This window comes from Pseudomonas sp. Tun-23181, from assembly GCF_057415455.1.
In genome coordinates, this window is record NZ_CM171630.1 from 3,101,780 (window position 1) to 3,118,532 (window position 16,753).

14 protein-coding genes are annotated in these 16,753 nt (G+C 65.5%); 10 read left to right on the top strand and 4 right to left on the bottom strand.

The window, feature by feature from the left end; genetic code table 11:
- Window positions 1–120 precede the first annotated feature (120 nt).
- From ACDI39_RS14825 to ACDI39_RS14865, 9 genes are all read left to right on the top strand, one after another.
- Window positions 121–1,803, top strand: coding sequence for a flavin monoamine oxidase family protein (locus tag ACDI39_RS14825; RefSeq protein ID WP_225786467.1), 1,683 nt, complete (start codon window positions 121–123; stop codon window positions 1,801–1,803).
- 14 nt (window positions 1,804–1,817) lie between these two features.
- On the top strand, window positions 1,818–2,615 hold the full coding sequence (locus tag ACDI39_RS14830) for a carbon-nitrogen hydrolase family protein (RefSeq protein WP_225786468.1): 798 nt from the start codon (window positions 1,818–1,820) through the stop codon (window positions 2,613–2,615).
- Window positions 2,616–2,703: 88 nt separating this feature from the next.
- On the top strand, window positions 2,704–5,025 hold the full coding sequence (gene pqqF / locus ACDI39_RS14835; RefSeq protein WP_486536888.1) for a pyrroloquinoline quinone biosynthesis protein PqqF: 2,322 nt from the start codon (window positions 2,704–2,706) through the stop codon (window positions 5,023–5,025).
- A 170-nt stretch (window positions 5,026–5,195) separates the two neighbouring features.
- Complete coding sequence (gene pqqA, locus ACDI39_RS14840) at window positions 5,196–5,267, top strand: pyrroloquinoline quinone precursor peptide PqqA (protein ID WP_003243383.1); 72 nt, start codon at window positions 5,196–5,198, stop codon at window positions 5,265–5,267.
- Window positions 5,268–5,345: 78 nt separating this feature from the next.
- Window positions 5,346–6,257, top strand: a complete 912-nt coding sequence (gene pqqB, locus ACDI39_RS14845; protein WP_225786470.1) for a pyrroloquinoline quinone biosynthesis protein PqqB — start codon at window positions 5,346–5,348, stop codon at window positions 6,255–6,257.
- A gap of 8 nt (window positions 6,258–6,265) precedes the next feature.
- Window positions 6,266–7,021 (top strand): pyrroloquinoline-quinone synthase PqqC, encoded by a 756-nt coding sequence (pqqC, locus tag ACDI39_RS14850; RefSeq protein ID WP_253102115.1) that lies wholly within the window; start codon window positions 6,266–6,268, stop codon window positions 7,019–7,021.
- Complete coding sequence (gene pqqD / locus ACDI39_RS14855) at window positions 7,018–7,293, top strand: pyrroloquinoline quinone biosynthesis peptide chaperone PqqD (RefSeq protein ID WP_225786472.1); 276 nt, start codon at window positions 7,018–7,020, stop codon at window positions 7,291–7,293. Before pqqC ends, pqqD begins: the two co-directional genes overlap by 4 nt.
- Window positions 7,265–8,425: a pyrroloquinoline quinone biosynthesis protein PqqE gene (pqqE, locus tag ACDI39_RS14860; protein WP_486536889.1), complete on the top strand. Its 1,161-nt coding sequence runs from the start codon at window positions 7,265–7,267 to the stop codon at window positions 8,423–8,425. Before pqqD ends, pqqE begins: the two co-directional genes overlap by 29 nt.
- Window positions 8,391–10,226, top strand: a complete 1,836-nt coding sequence (locus tag ACDI39_RS14865) for a S9 family peptidase (RefSeq protein ID WP_486536890.1) — start codon at window positions 8,391–8,393, stop codon at window positions 10,224–10,226. The genes pqqE and ACDI39_RS14865 overlap by 35 nt, the downstream gene beginning before the upstream one ends.
- 97 nt (window positions 10,227–10,323) lie before the next feature.
- Here the strand turns inward: ACDI39_RS14865 and ACDI39_RS14870 are convergent, their stop codons facing one another.
- Both ACDI39_RS14870 and ACDI39_RS14875 read right to left on the bottom strand, forming a co-directional pair.
- On the bottom strand, window positions 10,324–10,482 hold the full coding sequence (locus ACDI39_RS14870) for a YqaE/Pmp3 family membrane protein (RefSeq protein WP_009681539.1): 159 nt from the start codon (window positions 10,480–10,482) through the stop codon (window positions 10,324–10,326).
- A 167-nt stretch (window positions 10,483–10,649) separates the two neighbouring features.
- On the bottom strand, window positions 10,650–11,927 hold the full coding sequence (locus ACDI39_RS14875; protein ID WP_225786474.1) for an aspartate aminotransferase family protein: 1,278 nt from the start codon (window positions 11,925–11,927) through the stop codon (window positions 10,650–10,652).
- Between the two features lie 211 nt (window positions 11,928–12,138).
- Between ACDI39_RS14875 and ACDI39_RS14880 the strand changes: the two genes are divergently transcribed.
- Complete coding sequence (locus ACDI39_RS14880) at window positions 12,139–13,062, top strand: LysR family transcriptional regulator (protein WP_225786475.1); 924 nt, start codon at window positions 12,139–12,141, stop codon at window positions 13,060–13,062.
- A 366-nt stretch (window positions 13,063–13,428) separates the two neighbouring features.
- Here the strand turns inward: ACDI39_RS14880 and ACDI39_RS14885 are convergent, their stop codons facing one another.
- Together ACDI39_RS14885 and ACDI39_RS14890 are read right to left on the bottom strand one after the other, a co-directional pair.
- On the bottom strand, window positions 13,429–15,207 hold the full coding sequence (locus ACDI39_RS14885) for an acyl-CoA dehydrogenase C-terminal domain-containing protein (RefSeq protein WP_225786476.1): 1,779 nt from the start codon (window positions 15,205–15,207) through the stop codon (window positions 13,429–13,431).
- 123 nt (window positions 15,208–15,330) lie between these two features.
- The gene (locus ACDI39_RS14890) at window positions 15,331–16,614 is read right to left on the bottom strand and encodes a GGDEF domain-containing protein (protein ID WP_368815836.1); all 1,284 of its coding nucleotides are present in this window, start codon (window positions 16,612–16,614) and stop codon (window positions 15,331–15,333) included.
- Window positions 16,615–16,753: the final 139 nt, after the last annotated feature.

Consider the following 16,753-nt stretch of genomic DNA (forward strand, 5'->3'; position numbering starts at 1 on the left):
CACAGCATAACGACGCCACTCTGCATCTTAATTACGAACACCCCGCTCCATAAAATGGCCACCAGACATTTCCTATACTCAGGCTCCGCCCCTGCGCAGCCTCCCTGGCAAGGTCCTCACATGAACAAGAAAAACCGCCATCCCGCCGACGGCAAGAAACCCATCACCATCTTCGGCCCGGACTTCCCCTTCGCGTTCGACGATTGGCTGGAGCACCCCGCTGGCCTGGGCAGCATTCCAGCCGAGCGACATGGCGAGGAAGTGGCGATCGTCGGTGCCGGTATCGCCGGGCTGGTGGCGGCCTACGAACTGATGAAGCTGGGCCTCAAGCCAGTGGTGTACGAGGCCTCCAAACTGGGCGGGCGCCTGCGCTCCCAAGCGTTCAACGGCACCGACGGGATCATCGCCGAGCTCGGCGGCATGCGTTTCCCGGTATCGTCGACAGCCTTCTACCACTATGTCGACAAGCTCGGCCTCGAGACCCGGCCCTTCCCCAACCCGCTGACCCCAGCCTCGGGCAGCACGGTGATCGACCTGGAAGGCCAGACCTACTACGCCGAGAAACCCGCCGACCTGCCGGCGCTGTTCCATGAGGTGGCCGATGCCTGGGCCGACGCCCTGGAGAGCGGTGCCCGCTTCAGCGAGATCCAGCAGGCCATCCGCGATCGCGACGTGCCACGCCTCAAGGAACTGTGGAACACCCTGGTGCCACTGTGGGACGACCGCACCTTCTATGACTTCGTCGCCACCTCGCGCGCCTTCGCCAAGCTCAGCTTCCAGCACCGCGAGGTGTTCGGCCAGGTCGGCTTCGGCACAGGCGGCTGGGACTCGGATTTCCCCAACTCGATGCTGGAGATCTTCCGCGTGGTGATGACCAACTGCGACGATCACCAGCACCTGGTCGTCGGTGGCGTCGAGCAGGTGCCCCAGGGCATCTGGCGCCATGTGCCGGAGCGTTGCGCCCACTGGCCGACCGGCACCAGCCTCAGCTCGCTGCACGGCGGCGCGCCACGCACCGGCGTCAAGCGCATCGCCCGCGCTGCCGATGGTCGCCTGGCAGTTACCGACAACTGGGGCGACACCCGCCACTATGCCGCGGTGCTCGCCACCTGCCAGAGCTGGCTGCTGACCACCCAGATCGACTGCGAAGAATCGCTGTTCTCGCAGAAGATGTGGATGGCCTTGGACCGCACGCGCTACATGCAGTCGTCGAAGACCTTCGTCATGGTCGACCGGCCGTTCTGGAAGGACAAAGACCCGGAAACCGGCCGCGACCTGATGAGCATGACCCTCACCGATCGCCTGACCCGTGGTACCTACCTGTTCGACAATGGCGACGACAAGCCGGGGGTGATCTGCCTGTCCTACGCCTGGATGAGCGACGCCCTGAAGATGCTGCCGCACCCGGTGGAAAAGCGCGTGCAGCTGGCCCTCGACGCACTGAAGAAGATCTACCCGAAGACCGACATCGCCGGCCATATCATCGGCGACCCGATCACCGTGTCGTGGGAGGCCGATCCGCACTTCCTCGGCGCCTTCAAGGGCGCGCTGCCGGGCCACTATCGCTACAACCAGCGCATGTACGCACACTTCATGCAGGATGACATGCCGGCCGAGCAACGCGGCATCTTCATCGCCGGCGACGATGTGTCGTGGACGCCGGCCTGGGTGGAAGGCGCGGTGCAGACCTCGCTGAACGCGGTGTGGGGTATCATGAATCACTTCGGTGGCAAGACCCACCCGGACAATCCCGGGCCGGGCGACGTGTTCCATGAGATCGGGCCGATCGCCCTGGCCGACTGAAACAAGGAGGCGCCATGCGCATCGCCCTGTTCCAGGGTACGCCCAGGCCACTGGACGTACCCGGCAATCTCGAGCGCCTGCAACAGCAGGCGCAACTGGCGGCAGCCCGCGGCGCGCAACTGCTGGTCTGCCCGGAGATGTACCTGAGCGGCTACAACATCGGTGCAGAGGCAGTGCAGCGCCTCGCCGAGCCCGATGACGGCCCTTCGGCCATGAGCGTGGTGGAAATCGCCCAGGCCCACCGCATCGCCATCGTCTATGGCTATCCGGAGCGCGCCGAAGACGGCGCGGTATACAACAGCGTGCAGTTGATCGACGCCCATGGTCGCAGCTTGTGCAACTACCGCAAGACTCATCTGTTCGGCGAGCTGGACCGCGCCATGTTCAGCCCGGGCGCCGATCACTTCCCGGTGGTCGAGCTGGACGGCTGGAAGCTGGGCATGCTGATCTGCTACGACATCGAGTTCCCGGAAAACGCCCGTCGCCTGGCCCTGGCCGGCGCCGAGCTGATCCTGGTGCCGACGGCGAACATGACGCCCTACGACTTCATCTGCCAGGTCACCGTGCGCGCACGGGCACAGGAGAACCAGTGCTACCTGGTGTATGCCAACTACTGTGGTGCGGAAGGCGAGATCCAGTATTGCGGCCAGAGCAGCATCATCGGTCCGGATGGGAGCTTGCTGGCCATGGCAGGGCGCAGCGAGTGCCAGTTGCTGGCCGAGCTGGAGCATGAATGCGTGGTGCAAGGGCGGGCGGCGTTTCCCTACCTGACCGATCTGCGGCGCGAGCTGCACCAGGCTCGCCAGGACTGAGCCCCCGGGGGCTGGCTTGCCGGCGATGGGGCGCAAAGCGGCCCTAATTGCTCCCAGCCAGCCCCCACAAATGCGCTAGCATGAGCGCATGTACGCCACTCGCCACCTCACCCTCGCCAATGGCCTGCAGCTCGTCCTGCGCCACGCCCCGCACCTCAAGCGCGCCGCCGCGGCGCTGCGGGTGCATGCCGGCAGCCATGACGCCCCAGCGAAATGGCCTGGCCTGGCCCATTTCCTCGAGCACCTGTTCTTCCTGGGTACCGACCGTTTTCCCCTGGAAGACGGCCTGATGCGCTATGTGCAAAGCCTGGGCGGCCAAGTCAACGCCAGCACCCGCGAGCGCACCACCGACTTCTTCTTCGAGGTCCCGCCCACTGCGCTGCCAGGCGGCCTGGAGCGCCTATGCCAGATGCTCGCCGAGCCGGACCTGGGCATCGAACGCCAGGTCCGCGAGCGCGAAGTGATCCATGCCGAATTCATCGCCTGGTCGCGCAACCCCGAGGCCCAGCGGCACTTCGCCCTGCTCCAGTGCGTGTCCGCCCGCCATCCGCTGAGCGGTTTCCAGGCGGGCAACCGGCACAGCCTGGTGTTGCGCGATCCGGCGTTCCAGCAGGCTCTGCGGCAGTTTCACCAACAGTTCTACCAAGGCGGGCAGATGACCCTGGCCCTGTGCGGGCCACAGCCATTGGACGCGCTGCAAGCCGTGGGCCAGCGCCTCGGCGGCCTGTTCGCTGACGGCCAGCGCATCCCCCAGGCGATGCCCCCGGCCCTGCTGCAAGGCGCCCTGCGTCACCTCCCCCCAGCCGGACGAAGGTTGGACCTGCTGTTCGCCCATGAAAACCTGCCGCAAGGCGCCGAACAGGCACTGGAACTGCTGCTCGCCTACCTGGGTGACAGCCGAAAGGGTGGCTGGCTGGCACACCTGCGCCAACGTGGATGGCTACAAGGCTTCCAGGCCGAGCCACTGCACGCCTTCGCCGGGCAACTGCTCTGGAGCGTTCGCCTGCAACTGAGCGAAGAGGCATCGCAAGCCGACATTCGCACGTCGCTGCACAGCTGGCTCGGCTTCATGCGCCACGCCGATAGGGCGACCTTGAACGAGGCGTTCGCCCGCCTGCAGCACAGCCGCGAGCAAGCCGCCAGCGCCCTCGACCTGGCCCGCCGAGACAGCGCAGGCCACCCCTTCCGGGCCCTCGATGCACAAGGCCTGGAGGCCTTGCGAATACTGCTGGGCAGCCTCCCCAGCAGTGACAGTGCCCACGACCACTGGCGGCTAGCGCCACCCGATCCGTTGCTGCAAGCCGGCCTTCCCCGGCACTCCACGGCCGCGCCTCCAGCAGGCCTGGCGATCAGCGACCTCCTGCCGGACACACGCCGCTTCGCCGCGCTCTACCTGCGCTGGCAGATAACCTCCTGCTTGCGTCAACGTTTCCATCCGCTACTCGAACAGGCACTGCGCCCGCTGATGGAGCGCGCCGAACGCGCATCGATACAACTGGCCTTCGATGCCGTCGGCGAATACTGGCAACTGCGTTGCACGGGGCGTTCGGAAGCGGTGTTGCGCGCGGTCGAGGAGTCGCTCGCCCTGCTACGTGCACCCACGCTGGATAACTGGCAGTCACCGCCCACCCAGGGGCCGGCGCTGATTCCACTTCGGGCATTGCTCAAGGCACTGCCCGACGTCCTGCGAAACGGCGAAGCCCAACCCACTTCGGCCGCCCCGTTGGACCAGGCCTTGCTCGACCGGCTCTGGCAAACGGCGCGCTGGCAGGGCCTGGCCATGGGCTTCGACCAGGCCGGGCAGGCAGCCCTGGGCGTGACCCTGGACAAGCTGATGGGCCAACCCGCCCACCTGCAGCGGCCCGCGCCCTTCCACGGGCTGCACTGGCATCACGCCCAGGCCGAGGGCAGCGAGAGCGCCCTGCTGCTGTTCTGCCCGCTACCGGCTGAACAGCAAGCCGCAGGCCGGCTGCTGGCGCAACTGCTGCAGGGTCCGTACTACCAGCGCATGCGAGTGGAGTTGCAACTGGGCTATGCGGTGTTCAGCGCCTTTCGTCAGGTCGAGGGCGTCGGCGGCCTGCTCTTCGGCGTGCAATCGCCCCATGCCAGCCCCACGCAAATCCTCACCCACCTGCTGGCCCTGCTCCAGGAAGGTGTGCAACTCGACAGCGGCGTGCGCCAAGCCCTGGCTGAGCAGTTCGCGGAGTCCGCCATGGCCAACACCGACGTGGCGGAATGGGCATGGCAGACACAACTGGCCACACAAGCCAGCGACCTTTCCTACATGCAGCGGTCTATTCTGAATACAGACCAGACGCACCTGGATCTGTTAATGCAGCGCCTGCTGGCGGCCGAAGATGGCTGGCTATGCTTGGCCAATGCACCGGCGCCAGATGAGCGATGGCAATGAGCGAAGGTCGATTGTTACGGTAAGTGCAAGGGCACTTTTCGAATAATTAACCTTTCGGTACAAATTTTTCTTGTAAGATAGCGCAATCTCAGCCAATGGAACCTCCTCCGCGAGGCGGTACCCAAACAAGTGACTGACAACCCCAACCCCTATCCGGAAGGAGCAAGCCCATGTGGACCAAACCTGCATACACTGACCTGCGTATCGGCTTCGAAGTGACCATGTACTTCGCCAACCGCTAAGCCAGCCTGCGGTTCGACGCCTCGGTCCGCCGGGGCGTTTTCGTTTTTCGGATACGCATCTTCGGATAGAGAGCAGCCATGTACATCCAGATTCTCGGTTCCGCCGCTGGCGGCGGTTTTCCCCAGTGGAACTGCAACTGCGCCAACTGCAAGGGCTTTCGCGACGGCACCCTGCGCGCCACAGCGCGCACCCAGTCGTCCATCGCCCTGTCCGACGACGGCGAGCACTGGATCCTGTGCAACGCCTCGCCAGACATCCGCGCCCAACTCCAGGCCTTCGCGCCGATGCAACCGGCCCGCGCCCTGCGTGACACCGGCATCGATGCGATCGTTTTGCTCGACAGCCAGATCGACCACACCACCGGCCTGCTCAGCCTGCGCGAAGGCTGCCCGCACCAGGTCTGGTGCACCGACATGGTCCACCAGGACCTGACCACCGGCTTTCCGCTGTTCAACATGCTCAGCCACTGGAATGGCGGCCTGAAATGGAACCGCATCGAGCTGGACGGCAGCTTCGTCATCGAAGCCTGCCCAAACCTCAGGTTCACCCCCTTCCCCCTGCGCAGCGCCGCACCGCCTTATTCGCCGCATCGCTTCGACCCGCACCCGGGCGACAACCTGGGCCTGCTGGTCGAAGACCTGCGCACCGGCGGCAAGCTGTTCTATGCCCCAGGCCTCGGCCAGGTCGACGGCCAGTTGCTGGAGATGATGCACGGCGCCGACTGCCTGCTGGTCGACGGCACCCTGTGGGAGGATGATGAAATGCAACGGCGCGGTGTCGGTACCCGCACCGGCCGCGAGATGGGCCACCTGGCGCAGAACGGCCCGGGCGGCATGCTCGAGGTGCTGGAGGGCTTCCCGCGCCAGCGCAAGGTGCTTATCCACATCAACAACACCAACCCGATTCTCGATGAAGACTCGCCCGAACGGGCCGAGGTACAACGCCGGGGCGTGGAAGTCGCCTACGACGGCATGAGCATCGAGCTGTAGGAGGCCTGATGAGCGACGCAACGCCGATGTCCCCTGCCGAATTCGAGCAGGCCCTGCGCGCCAAGGGCGCCTATTACCACATCCATCACCCCTACCACGTGGCGATGTACGAAGGCCGCGCCACCCGCGAGCAGATCCAGGGCTGGGTGGCCAACCGCTTCTACTACCAGGTCAACATCCCGATGAAGGATGCCGCGATCCTGGCCAACTGTCCGGACCGCGAGGTGCGCCGCGAGTGGATCCAGCGCCTGCTCGACCATGACGGCGCCCCTGGCGAGGACGGTGGCATCGAGGCCTGGCTGCGCCTGGGCCAGGCGGTGGGCCTGGATCCGGATCAGTTGCGTTCCCAGGAACTGGTCCTGCCCGGCGTGCGCTTCGCCGTGGACGCCTATGTCAACTTCGCCCGCCGCGCCAGTTGGCAGGAGGCCGCCAGCAGCTCGCTGACCGAGCTGTTCGCCCCACAGATCCACCAGTCGCGCCTGGACAGTTGGCCGCAGCACTACCCGTGGATCGACCCGGCCGGCTACGAGTACTTCCGCACCCGCCTGGGCCAGGCCCGGCGCGATGTCGAGCATGGCCTGGCGATCACCCTGCAGCACTACACCACCCGCGCCGGCCAGGAGCGCATGCTGGAGATCCTGCAGTTCAAACTGGATATTCTCTGGAGCATGCTCGATGCCATGAGCATGGCCTACGAACTGGACCGCCCGCCCTACCACACCGTCACCGGCGAGCGGGTCTGGCACAAGGGGATCGCCCTATGAGTTTCGATCGTCAGCAAGTCCCGCAGTGGCGCCCGGGCTATCGTTTCCAGTACGAACCGGCGCAGAAGGGCCATGTCCTGCTGTACCCCGAGGGCATGATCAAGCTCAACGAAAGCGCCGCGCTGATCGGCGGCCTGATCGATGGCCAACGCGACGTGGCGGCGATCATCGCCGAGCTCGAGCGGCAGTTCCCCGGTGTCCCGGAAGTGGCCGACGACATCGAGCAGTTCATGGAGGTGGCCCGTGCCGAACACTGGATCGTCCTCGCCTGAAATGCCGGCCAAACCGGAGGTCGGCCTGCCGCTGTGGTTGCTGGCCGAGCTGACCTACCGTTGCCCGTTGCAGTGCCCGTACTGCTCCAACCCGCTGGACTTCGCCGCGCAGGGCCAGGAGCTCTCCACCGAGCAGTGGTTCCGGGTGATGGCCGAGGCCCGTGAGCTGGGCGCGGCGCAACTGGGCTTCTCCGGTGGCGAGCCGCTGGTGCGCCAGGACCTGGCCGAACTGATCGGCGAAGCCCGGCGCTTGGGCTACTACACCAACCTGATCACCTCCGGCATCGGCCTGACCGAACGAAAGATCGCGGCGTTCCGCCAGGCTGGGCTGGACCATATCCAGATCAGCTTCCAGGCCAGCGACGAACAGGTGAACAACCTGCTGGCCGGCTCGAAGAAGGCCTTCGCGCAGAAGCTGGAGATGGCCCGGGCGGTGAAAGCCCATGGCTATCCGATGGTGCTGAACTTCGTCACCCACCGGCACAACATCGACAAGATCGACCGCATCATCGAGCTGTGCATCGCCCTGGAGGCCGACTTCGTCGAACTCGCCACCTGCCAGTTCTACGGCTGGGCGCACCTCAACCGCCTGGGCCTGCTGCCGACCCGCGCCCAGCTGGAGCGGGCCGAACGCATCACCAACGCGTACCGGGAAACACTCAAGGCCGCCGGCAACCCCTGCAAGCTGATCTTCGTCACCCCGGATTACTACGAGGAACGCCCCAAGGCCTGCATGAACGGCTGGGGCAGCCTGTTCCTCACCGTCACCCCGAATGGCACGGCCCTGCCTTGCCACGGCGCGCGACAGCTGCCGGTGCAGTTCCCCAACGTGCGCGACCATGACCTGCGCCACATCTGGTACGACTCGTTCGGCTTCAACCGTTTCCGCGGCTACGACTGGATGCCCGAGCCCTGCCGCTCGTGCGACGAGAAGGAAAAGGACTTCGGCGGCTGCCGCTGCCAGGCCTTCATGCTCACCGGCGATGCCAGCAACGCCGACCCGGTGTGCGCCAAGTCCGCCGACCACGGCATCATCCTCAAGGCCCGCGAGGAAGCCGAAACCGCCCAGTTGGGCATCGAAGAGATGACCTTCCGCAATGAGCGCAACTCCCGTGTCATCGCCCGTGGCTGACTTCAGCGCTGCCCAGGCAGTGGCAGCCGGCACCGATTTCGCCGAACTCAAGGTCGGCGCCGCCGGGCTGTTCTGGAACGAGTTCCGCCCTGCCGACGGTGCCTGCCGCATCTGGCACTGGCGCAACACCCAGGCCCATTGCCTGACCCCGGACGGCTACAGCGTGCGCAGCCGCGTCTACGAGTACGGCGGTGGCAGCTTCTGCCTGGGCGGTGACGGCCTGGTGTTCGTCAACGAGGCCGACCAGCAGGTCTACACCCAGGCGCTCGACGGTTCCCCGCCACGCGCCCTGACCCAGGCCGAACATTGCCGCTATGGCGATGTGCTGTGGCAGGCGGGCCAGGTCCTGGCGGTGGAAGAACAGCATGTCGAGCGGGTCGAGCATCGTCTGGTGGCCCTCTCCGGCGAAGGCCGCGTGGTGCTGGCCGAAGGCGCCGACTTCTATGCCTCGCCCACCCTGAGCGACGACGGCCAGCGCCTGGCCTGGGTCGAGTGGGACCGACCGGAGCAACCCTGGACCCGCACCCGCCTGATGTGCCGTGAACGCGACAGCCGAGGTGATTGGGGGCCGGCCCGTTGCCTGGCAGGTGACGCGGCAGACGAAGAATCGCTGCAGCAACCCCGCTTCGACGCCGACGGACGGCTGTACTGCCTGAGCGATCGCAATGGCTTCTGGCAGCCCTGGGGGGAAGTCGACGGCCAGTGGCAGGCACTGCCTGCGGCGACCGCCGACCATGCCGCAGCCCCCTGGCAACTGGGGGCCAGCACCTGGCTGGCGCTCGGCCCCGATACCTACCTGGCCAGTTGGTTCGAGGAAGGTTTCGGGCACCTGGGCCTGCGCAGCCACGGCGGGCAGGTGCAGCACCTTGGCAGCGACTACACGCGCTTTCGCAGCCTGGCCATGGATGCCGGGCACATCTACGCCATTGCTGGCTCGCCACTGAACCCGCCAGCGGTCATCGCCATCGACCGGCATACCAGGCAGGTACAGGTACTGGCCGGTGGCGGCCTGCCCTTACCGGCCGAACGGGTCAGCCGCCCGCAGCCGATCCACTACCCCAGCGGCGGCGACACGGCCCATGGTTTCTTCTACCCGGCCATGGATGGCAGCGCAGCGCCTGCGCCGCTGGTGGTGTTCATCCATGGTGGCCCGACCTCGGCCTGCTATCCGGTATTCGACCCACGCATCCAGTATTGGACGCAACGGGGTTTCGCCGTGGCCGACCTCAACTACCGGGGCAGCAGCGGCTATGGCCGTGCCTACCGCCAGGCCCTGCACCTGCGCTGGGGCGAGATCGATGTGGAGGACGCCTGCGCCGCGGTCGCCCACCTCGCCGGGCTGGGCCTGGTCGACTCGCGCAAGGCTTTCATCCGTGGCGGCAGTGCAGGCGGCTACACCACCCTGTGCGCCCTCGCCTTCCACGACGTGTTCCGTGCCGGCGCCAGCCTGTACGGCGTTAGCGACCCCGTGGCGTTGGGCCGGGCGACGCACAAGTTCGAGGGTGACTACCTGGACTGGCTGATCGGCGACCCGCTGCGGGATGCCGAGCGCTACCGCCAGCGCACGCCGCTGCTGCATGCCGAGCGGATCAAGGCACCCGTGATCTTCTTCCAGGGCGAGCTGGATGCCGTGGTGGTGCCGGCGCAGACCCGGGCCATGCTCGAGGCGCTCAAGGCCAACGGCATCGAGGCCGAGGGGCATTTCTATGCGGGGGAGCGGCATGGTTTGCGCCAGGCACAAAACCTGGCCCATGCGCTGGAGGAAGAGTGGAAATTCTACTGCCGGGTGCTAGGCAGGTAGATTCCTGGGCTTTGTACTCTCCAGAGCCCTGTGAAAGTCAGCTTGCCGGCGATGGGCTGCAAAGCAGCCCTATGCGACAGGCCAGCTCTAGCAACCCTCAACGCTTGGCGATGATGTACACCGCGTGCACGATCCCCGGGATATAGCCCAGCAGCGTCAACAGGATGTTCAGCCAGAACGCGCCACCGAACCCGACCTGCAGGAACACCCCCAGCGGCGGAAGAATGATGGCGATGATGATGCGAATGAAGTCCATGCAGATCTCTCCTTGGAAGGTTCACAAGAGAGACTAGCGGCATGGCCCTATGGTTCCACAGCCAGGCGCCAGGCAAAAAAAAACGCCCCGGGCCAAAGACTGCAGGCCAAGGGCGATGCGCAGGAACGCGAGACGGTTCGTTGAAATTTTTGCGACCGCCAGGCCGGTCAGGCCGATACCTCGCGGCGGCTGTGCTGCTGGGCATGCAAGCGGGCGAAAGCGCGGGCCAGGCGCAGGAGCATCTCGTCGATGTTGCCCTTGCTCACCGTCAGCGCCGGTGAGAAGCGCACCACGTCCGCCTGTGGGGCATTGAGCAGCAGCCCCTCGCGCAGCGCGGCCTCGACCAGATCACGGGCCAGGTCTTCGCGCAACTGCAAGGCCCAGAGCAGCCCCTGGCCACGCACCTCGCCCTGGCCATAGCGGCCAGCCAGGCGGCAGAGACCATCGCGCAGGTGGCGGCCGCTGTCCTGCACATGCTCGAAGAAACCCGGCTCCAGCACGGTATCCAGCACTGCCAGGCCAGCGGCGCTCATCAAGGCATTGCCGTGGTGGCTGCCCTCCAGCTCGCCGGGCTCGGCGCAGCAGGCGCTGCCACGGGCCAGCAAGGCGGCCAATGGCACGCCACCGCCCAGGCCCTTGCCCAGGGTGACGATGTCGGCGCGCACACCGTAGGTCCGCTCGGCCAACAGGGCACCGCAGCGGCCAATACCGGTCTGGACTTCGTCGAGAATCAGCAGGATGCCCAGTTCACGGCACAGTTGCTCGACACCCTTGAGGTATTCGCGGGTCGCCGGGATCACCCCCGCCTCCCCCTGGATCGGTTCGAGCATGATCGCCACGGTGCGCGAGTCCACCGCCGCGTGCAGGGCAGCCAGGTCGTTGAACGGCACCTTGCTGAAGCCCGGCAGGCCAGGTTCGCAGCGGTTGCACGGCAACGGGTCGGAGGCCGACAGCGCCCCCAGGCTCCGCCCATGGCAGCCCTGGCTGGCAGTGATGATGTGATAGGCACCATTGCGATGCAGCTGGCCCCACTTGCGGGCCAGCTTGATCGCCCCTTCGCAGGCTTCGGCGCCGCTGTTGAGCAGGTACGCCTGGTCGCTGCCGGTGCTCTGGCACAGCCGCTCGACCAGCTCCAGCAGGCTCCGGCTGTGAAAACCCGCACCCGGGTTGATCAGCGCCTGGGCCTGGTTGCCCAGCGCCTTGGCCAGCACGCCTGGGCTGTGACCGAGGCTGTTGACCGCACAACCCTGGGTGAAATCCAGGTAGGCATGCCCTTCGCTGTCCCACAGCCACGAGCCCTGCCCCCGCACGAAGACCTGCTCAGCCCGTTGCGCGCTCGCCATCAGGTGCTCGCGAGCCAGTTGCGGCACCGCCGGCTCGGCCACTGGGGCACGCTTGGGCTCGGCGGCCACCGGGGGCGAGCGGCGCAGGTTGAACAGGTTCATCGGGGCTCCAGCCAATCACGGTCAGGGTGGTCAAGGCCCCGGTCGGTGTGCCGGAGGGTTTATATTCTGCCTTGCCTATCAAAAGTCTTTTTCATCCAGGGTAACAATCACTGTAATGATCGCTGTAAGCCGCTGGAATACGGGGATAGACTAGGCGTCACGGCGCGTTGCGGCCATTCCGTTTTTTCAGCTTTTTCGATAAGTATTGCTTATGGATTTTCGTCAGTTGCGTTATTTCGTCGCGGTGTACGAAGAAGGCCACGTAGGCCGTGCCGCCGAACGCCTGTCCCTGTCCCAGCCGGCGCTGTCGCAGCAGATCCGCCAGCTCGAGCACAGCCTCGACCTGAGCCTGTTCGAACGCAGCAACAAGCGGCTGCTGCCGACCCTTGCCGCCCATACCCTGTACAACCACGCCCTGCCGCTGCTCGACGGCCTGCAGCGGGCCCACGACGCCATGCGCAGCTTCAAGGGCCAGTCCCTGCGTACCCTGGCCATCGGCGTGTTGCAGACGGTACGGCCGAGCCTGGTACCGCAACTGCTGGAGCGCGTGCGCCGAGCCCAGCCGCACCTGGTGGTGCAGATCTACGAGTTGTCGGGACTGGAGATCGAGCGGCGCCTGCTCAACGGCAGCCTGGACATCGGCATCAGCTACCTGCCGCCGCGCCAACCGGGGTTGCATGGTTTGCTGCTGTACGAAGATGAGCTGCAGCTTGTCATCCCCGACACTCACCCCCTGAAGGACTTCAAGAAGGTCTCGATCCGCCAGGCAGCCGAACTGCCGATGCTGATGCTTGGTGAGGAGTTCCAGATCCGCCAGATCTGGCAGGCGCAACTGGCCAACCTCGGCCGCAGGCCGCAGGTGCAAGCGGAGATGAACAACATGGGCGGGATTCTCGACAGCCTCGCCCATACGGCGCTGGCGACCATCCTGCCTGGGCGCGCCAAAGATGCTGCCGAGGACGACCAGCCCTTGCTGTGGAAGCCTCTGAGTGAACCGCGGGTGCCGCTGAAGGTCGGCCTGGTGTTTCGCGATGCGCAGCGCCAGCAAGCCTCGGTGGAGTTGCTGCGCACGCTGCTGGAGGAAGAGACCGATGCCCGCCAGTTGGGCGTTTCGCCCCTGGACGTACTCGGTTGAACAATCTGCAGACGAAGAAAACCCCGCCTAAGCGGGGTTTTCCAGACTGTTTCCCTTGACATCCTTATCGCCCCGCCACCCTGGCAGGAAATCCTACGTTGTCCCTGTTCTGTCCATTGCGCATCCTGCGCTACGTCCATGTGAGAAAGATTAACAGTGGATCCAATCCTAGGAAAGGGGAGAAAAGTCACCACGCGATGTAGGAAAAAGCTTACAAAAAAACATCCGGTATTAGGGCTGCCTTGCAGCCCATCGCCGGCAAGCCGGCTCCCACAAAGTCGAGTCGATCACGCATATTGTGGTTTGCAGGGGACCCTGTGGGAGCCGGCTTGCCGGCGATGGGCCGCGAAGCGGCCCCGCGTTATCTCAGAACTGCTCCGCATCCAGCAGGTACAGCGTTTCGCTCCCCGCCTTCACCGAGGCCACCAGCGAATGCACACGCGGCAGCAGGCGAGCGAAGTAGAAACGCGCAGTCCCCAGCTTGCCAGCATAGAACGCCTCGTCACCTTCGCCAGCCAACGCCGCCCGGGCCATCAGCGCCCACATGTAGGCATAGGCCACGTAGCCGAAGGCGTGCAGGTATTCCACCGAGGCGGCACCGATCTCGTTGGGATTGCCCTTGGCCCGCTCCAGCACCCAGGCGGTCAGCTCATCGAGCTGGTCCAGGGAAGCCGCCAGCGGCTTGGCGAACGCTTCCAGGTCACTGCCGGCACCGGCGATGAACTGGCGGATCTCGTCGGAGAACAGGCGGTAGAACGCCCCACCGCTGCCGACCACCTTGCGGCCCATCAGGTCCAGGGCCTGGATACCGTTGGTGCCCTCGTAGATCTGGGTGATGCGCACGTCACGCACCAGTTGCTCCTGGCCCCACTCGCGGATGTAGCCGTGGCCGCCGAACACCTGCTGGCCATGCACCGCGCACTCCAGGCCCAGGTCGGTGAGAAACGCCTTGGCCACTGGCGTCAGCAGCGCCACCATCTCCTCGCTGCGCTTGCGGGTGGTGGCATCTTCGCTGTACTTGGCGCTGTCCAGTTGCATGGCCACATAGGTGGAGAACGCACGACCACCTTCGATCAGCGCCTTCATGGTCAGCAACATACGACGCACGTCTGGGTGGACGATGATCGGGTCGGCCTGCTTGTCCTTGGCCTGCGGGCCCGTGGGCGCGCGGCTCTGCAGGCGCTCGCGGGCGTACTCGACGGCGTTCTGGTAGGAGCGCTCGGCCGACGCCAGGCCCTGGATGCCAACCCCCAGGCGCTCGTAGTTCATCATGGTGAACATGGCCGCCAGGCCCTTGTTCGGCTCACCCACCAGGTAACCGGTGGCGCCGTCGAAGTTCATCACGCAGGTGGCCGAGGCCTGGATGCCCATCTTGTGTTCGATCGAACCGCAGTTGGCCGGGTTGCGCGCACCCAGGCTGCCGTCTTCGTTGACCAGGAACTTCGGCACCAGGAACAGCGAGATGCCCTTGGGCCCTGCCGGTGCGTCCGGCAGCTTGGCCAGCACCAGGTGGATGATGTTCTCGGTCAGGTCGTGTTCGCCGCCGGTGATGAAGATCTTGGTGCCGCTGACCTTGTAGCTGCCATCGGCCTGGGGCTCGGCCTTGGTGCGGATGATGCCCAGGTCGGTGCCGGCGTGGGGCTCGGTCAGGCACATGGAGCCAGCCCAGATGCCGGCGTACAGGTTGGGCAGGTACTTTTCCTTCAGCGCCTCGCTGGCATGGGCGTTGATCGACAGGCAGGCCCCGGCGGTCAGCATCGGGTACAGGCCGAAGGCCAGGCTGGAGGCGTTGACCATCTCCTCGACCTGGGCGGAAATCGCCTTGGGCATGCCCATGCCGCCGAACAGCGGGTCGCCACCCACGCCGACCCAGCCGCCTTCGGCGTAGGTCTTGTAGGCCTCGATGAAACCGGCTGGGGTACGCACGGCACCGTTGTCCCAATGGCAGCCTTCCTCGTCGCCGGCACGGCTCAGCGGAGCGATGGTCTTGCCGGTCACCTTGCCCGCCTCCTCCAGCACGGCCATGGCGGTTTCTTCGTCGACCGCCTCGGCCAGGCCAGGCAGTTGCGACCAGAGCCTGGCCACCTCGAAGACTTCATTCAGGACGAAGCGCATATCGCGCAGGGGCGCTTTATAGTCAGCCATCACAACCTCTCGCTATCAGGGGCGGGGCGATCCTGGAGGACCGCGGCACGGGGTTGGAAGGAGTGTAACCGAACAACTTTTGCGAGACATAGGGTCATCAACAGACCGTGCAGTCTCATTCAGTCACGCCATGCGCACCGCCCCACGCTTCGACTGCTGGCCGCAAACCATGACGCAGTTACGCCCCGCGCCCTTGGCGCTGTAGAGCGCCTGGTCGGCCGACTTGAGCACGGCATCCGGATTACGGTGATCGGCCTGGCGTTCGGCGACGCCGATACTGATGGTCACCGAGACCGTGCTGCCAGCAGCCGCGCCACGGCGCTGGCGCCCCGCCGAGTCATCCTGGGGCCGGTTCTGCGGGTCGCGCAACTGGATCGCATAATTGGCGATCACCTCCCGCACCGCCTCCAGGTGCGGTACGCACTCCTCGGCACTCTTGCCTGCGAACACCAGGGCGAACTCCTCGCCACCGTAGCGATAGGCCCGCCCACCACCCGTCACCCGCGCCAGCCGGCTGGCGACCAGGCGCAGCACTTGGTCGCCGACATCGTGGCCATGGGTGTCGTTGAATTTCTTGAAGTGGTCCACGTCGGTCATGGCGATCACGTAGTTGCGCCCCAGGCGTTGCATCCGCTCGTTCAGCGCACGGCGGCCCGGCAGCCCGGTCAGCTCGTCGCGAAACGCCATCTGGTAGGCCTCGTGGGCTACCGCCGCGGCGATCATCAGCATCACCTGGCTGCACATGATGTTCAGGGTGAAAGGCAGGATGAAGGTCTTGGGCAGCATCCAGAAGATGCCGACCAGGCCGATGATCTGCGCCGCATGCAGGGGCCTGGGCTGGCGCAGGTACTGCACCACCAGGAGGATGAAAATGCCCAGGAACAGCGGATAGGCCATCTGGATCAGGCTCATCCACTGACCGTGCAGCGACGGCCAGCGGATCTCCGCCAACCACGCCAGCAATGCCTCGGGGTAACGCTGCTCCAGCGCCAGCGCCACGCTGCCGACGGCGAACAGCACGGCGAAGCGGGCGAGCATGTCCTGGGCCAGATGGGTGCGCTCTTGCCAGGCGCCGAACAGGCCGAACAAGGCGGGCAGCAACAGGCAGACCAGGTGAAAGACCACTGCCGCGTCCTCACGAACCCGGCCATGGTCGCGGTAGAAGTCGGTCTGGGTATCGAGCAGGAAATAAGCGATATACACCGTGACCATCAGGAACAGTTCGCGCTGACGGCGATACACCGCGCAGTAGGCGCCACCCAGCAACAGGACCAGGGTGGGCAGGACATTGAACAGCGAAGTGAAGAAGACGTTGAGGTCTCTTACGTAAGCCGCCGCGAGCCCCGACAGCAACAGGATCAGTGAAGGCAGGAAGTGGCTCGCGCGGACAGCGGATAGACGAAACAAGAGAAATCTCCGACCCGGCAGATCGATAATGGCATTGTGCCTCCAGTTCATCGGCAGCGCACATGAATAGATGAATGCATTGAGTGTCGGCTGGAGCGCGAAGCGGCCCCAAATGACAGCCCAAGGCTCAACCGGGCGA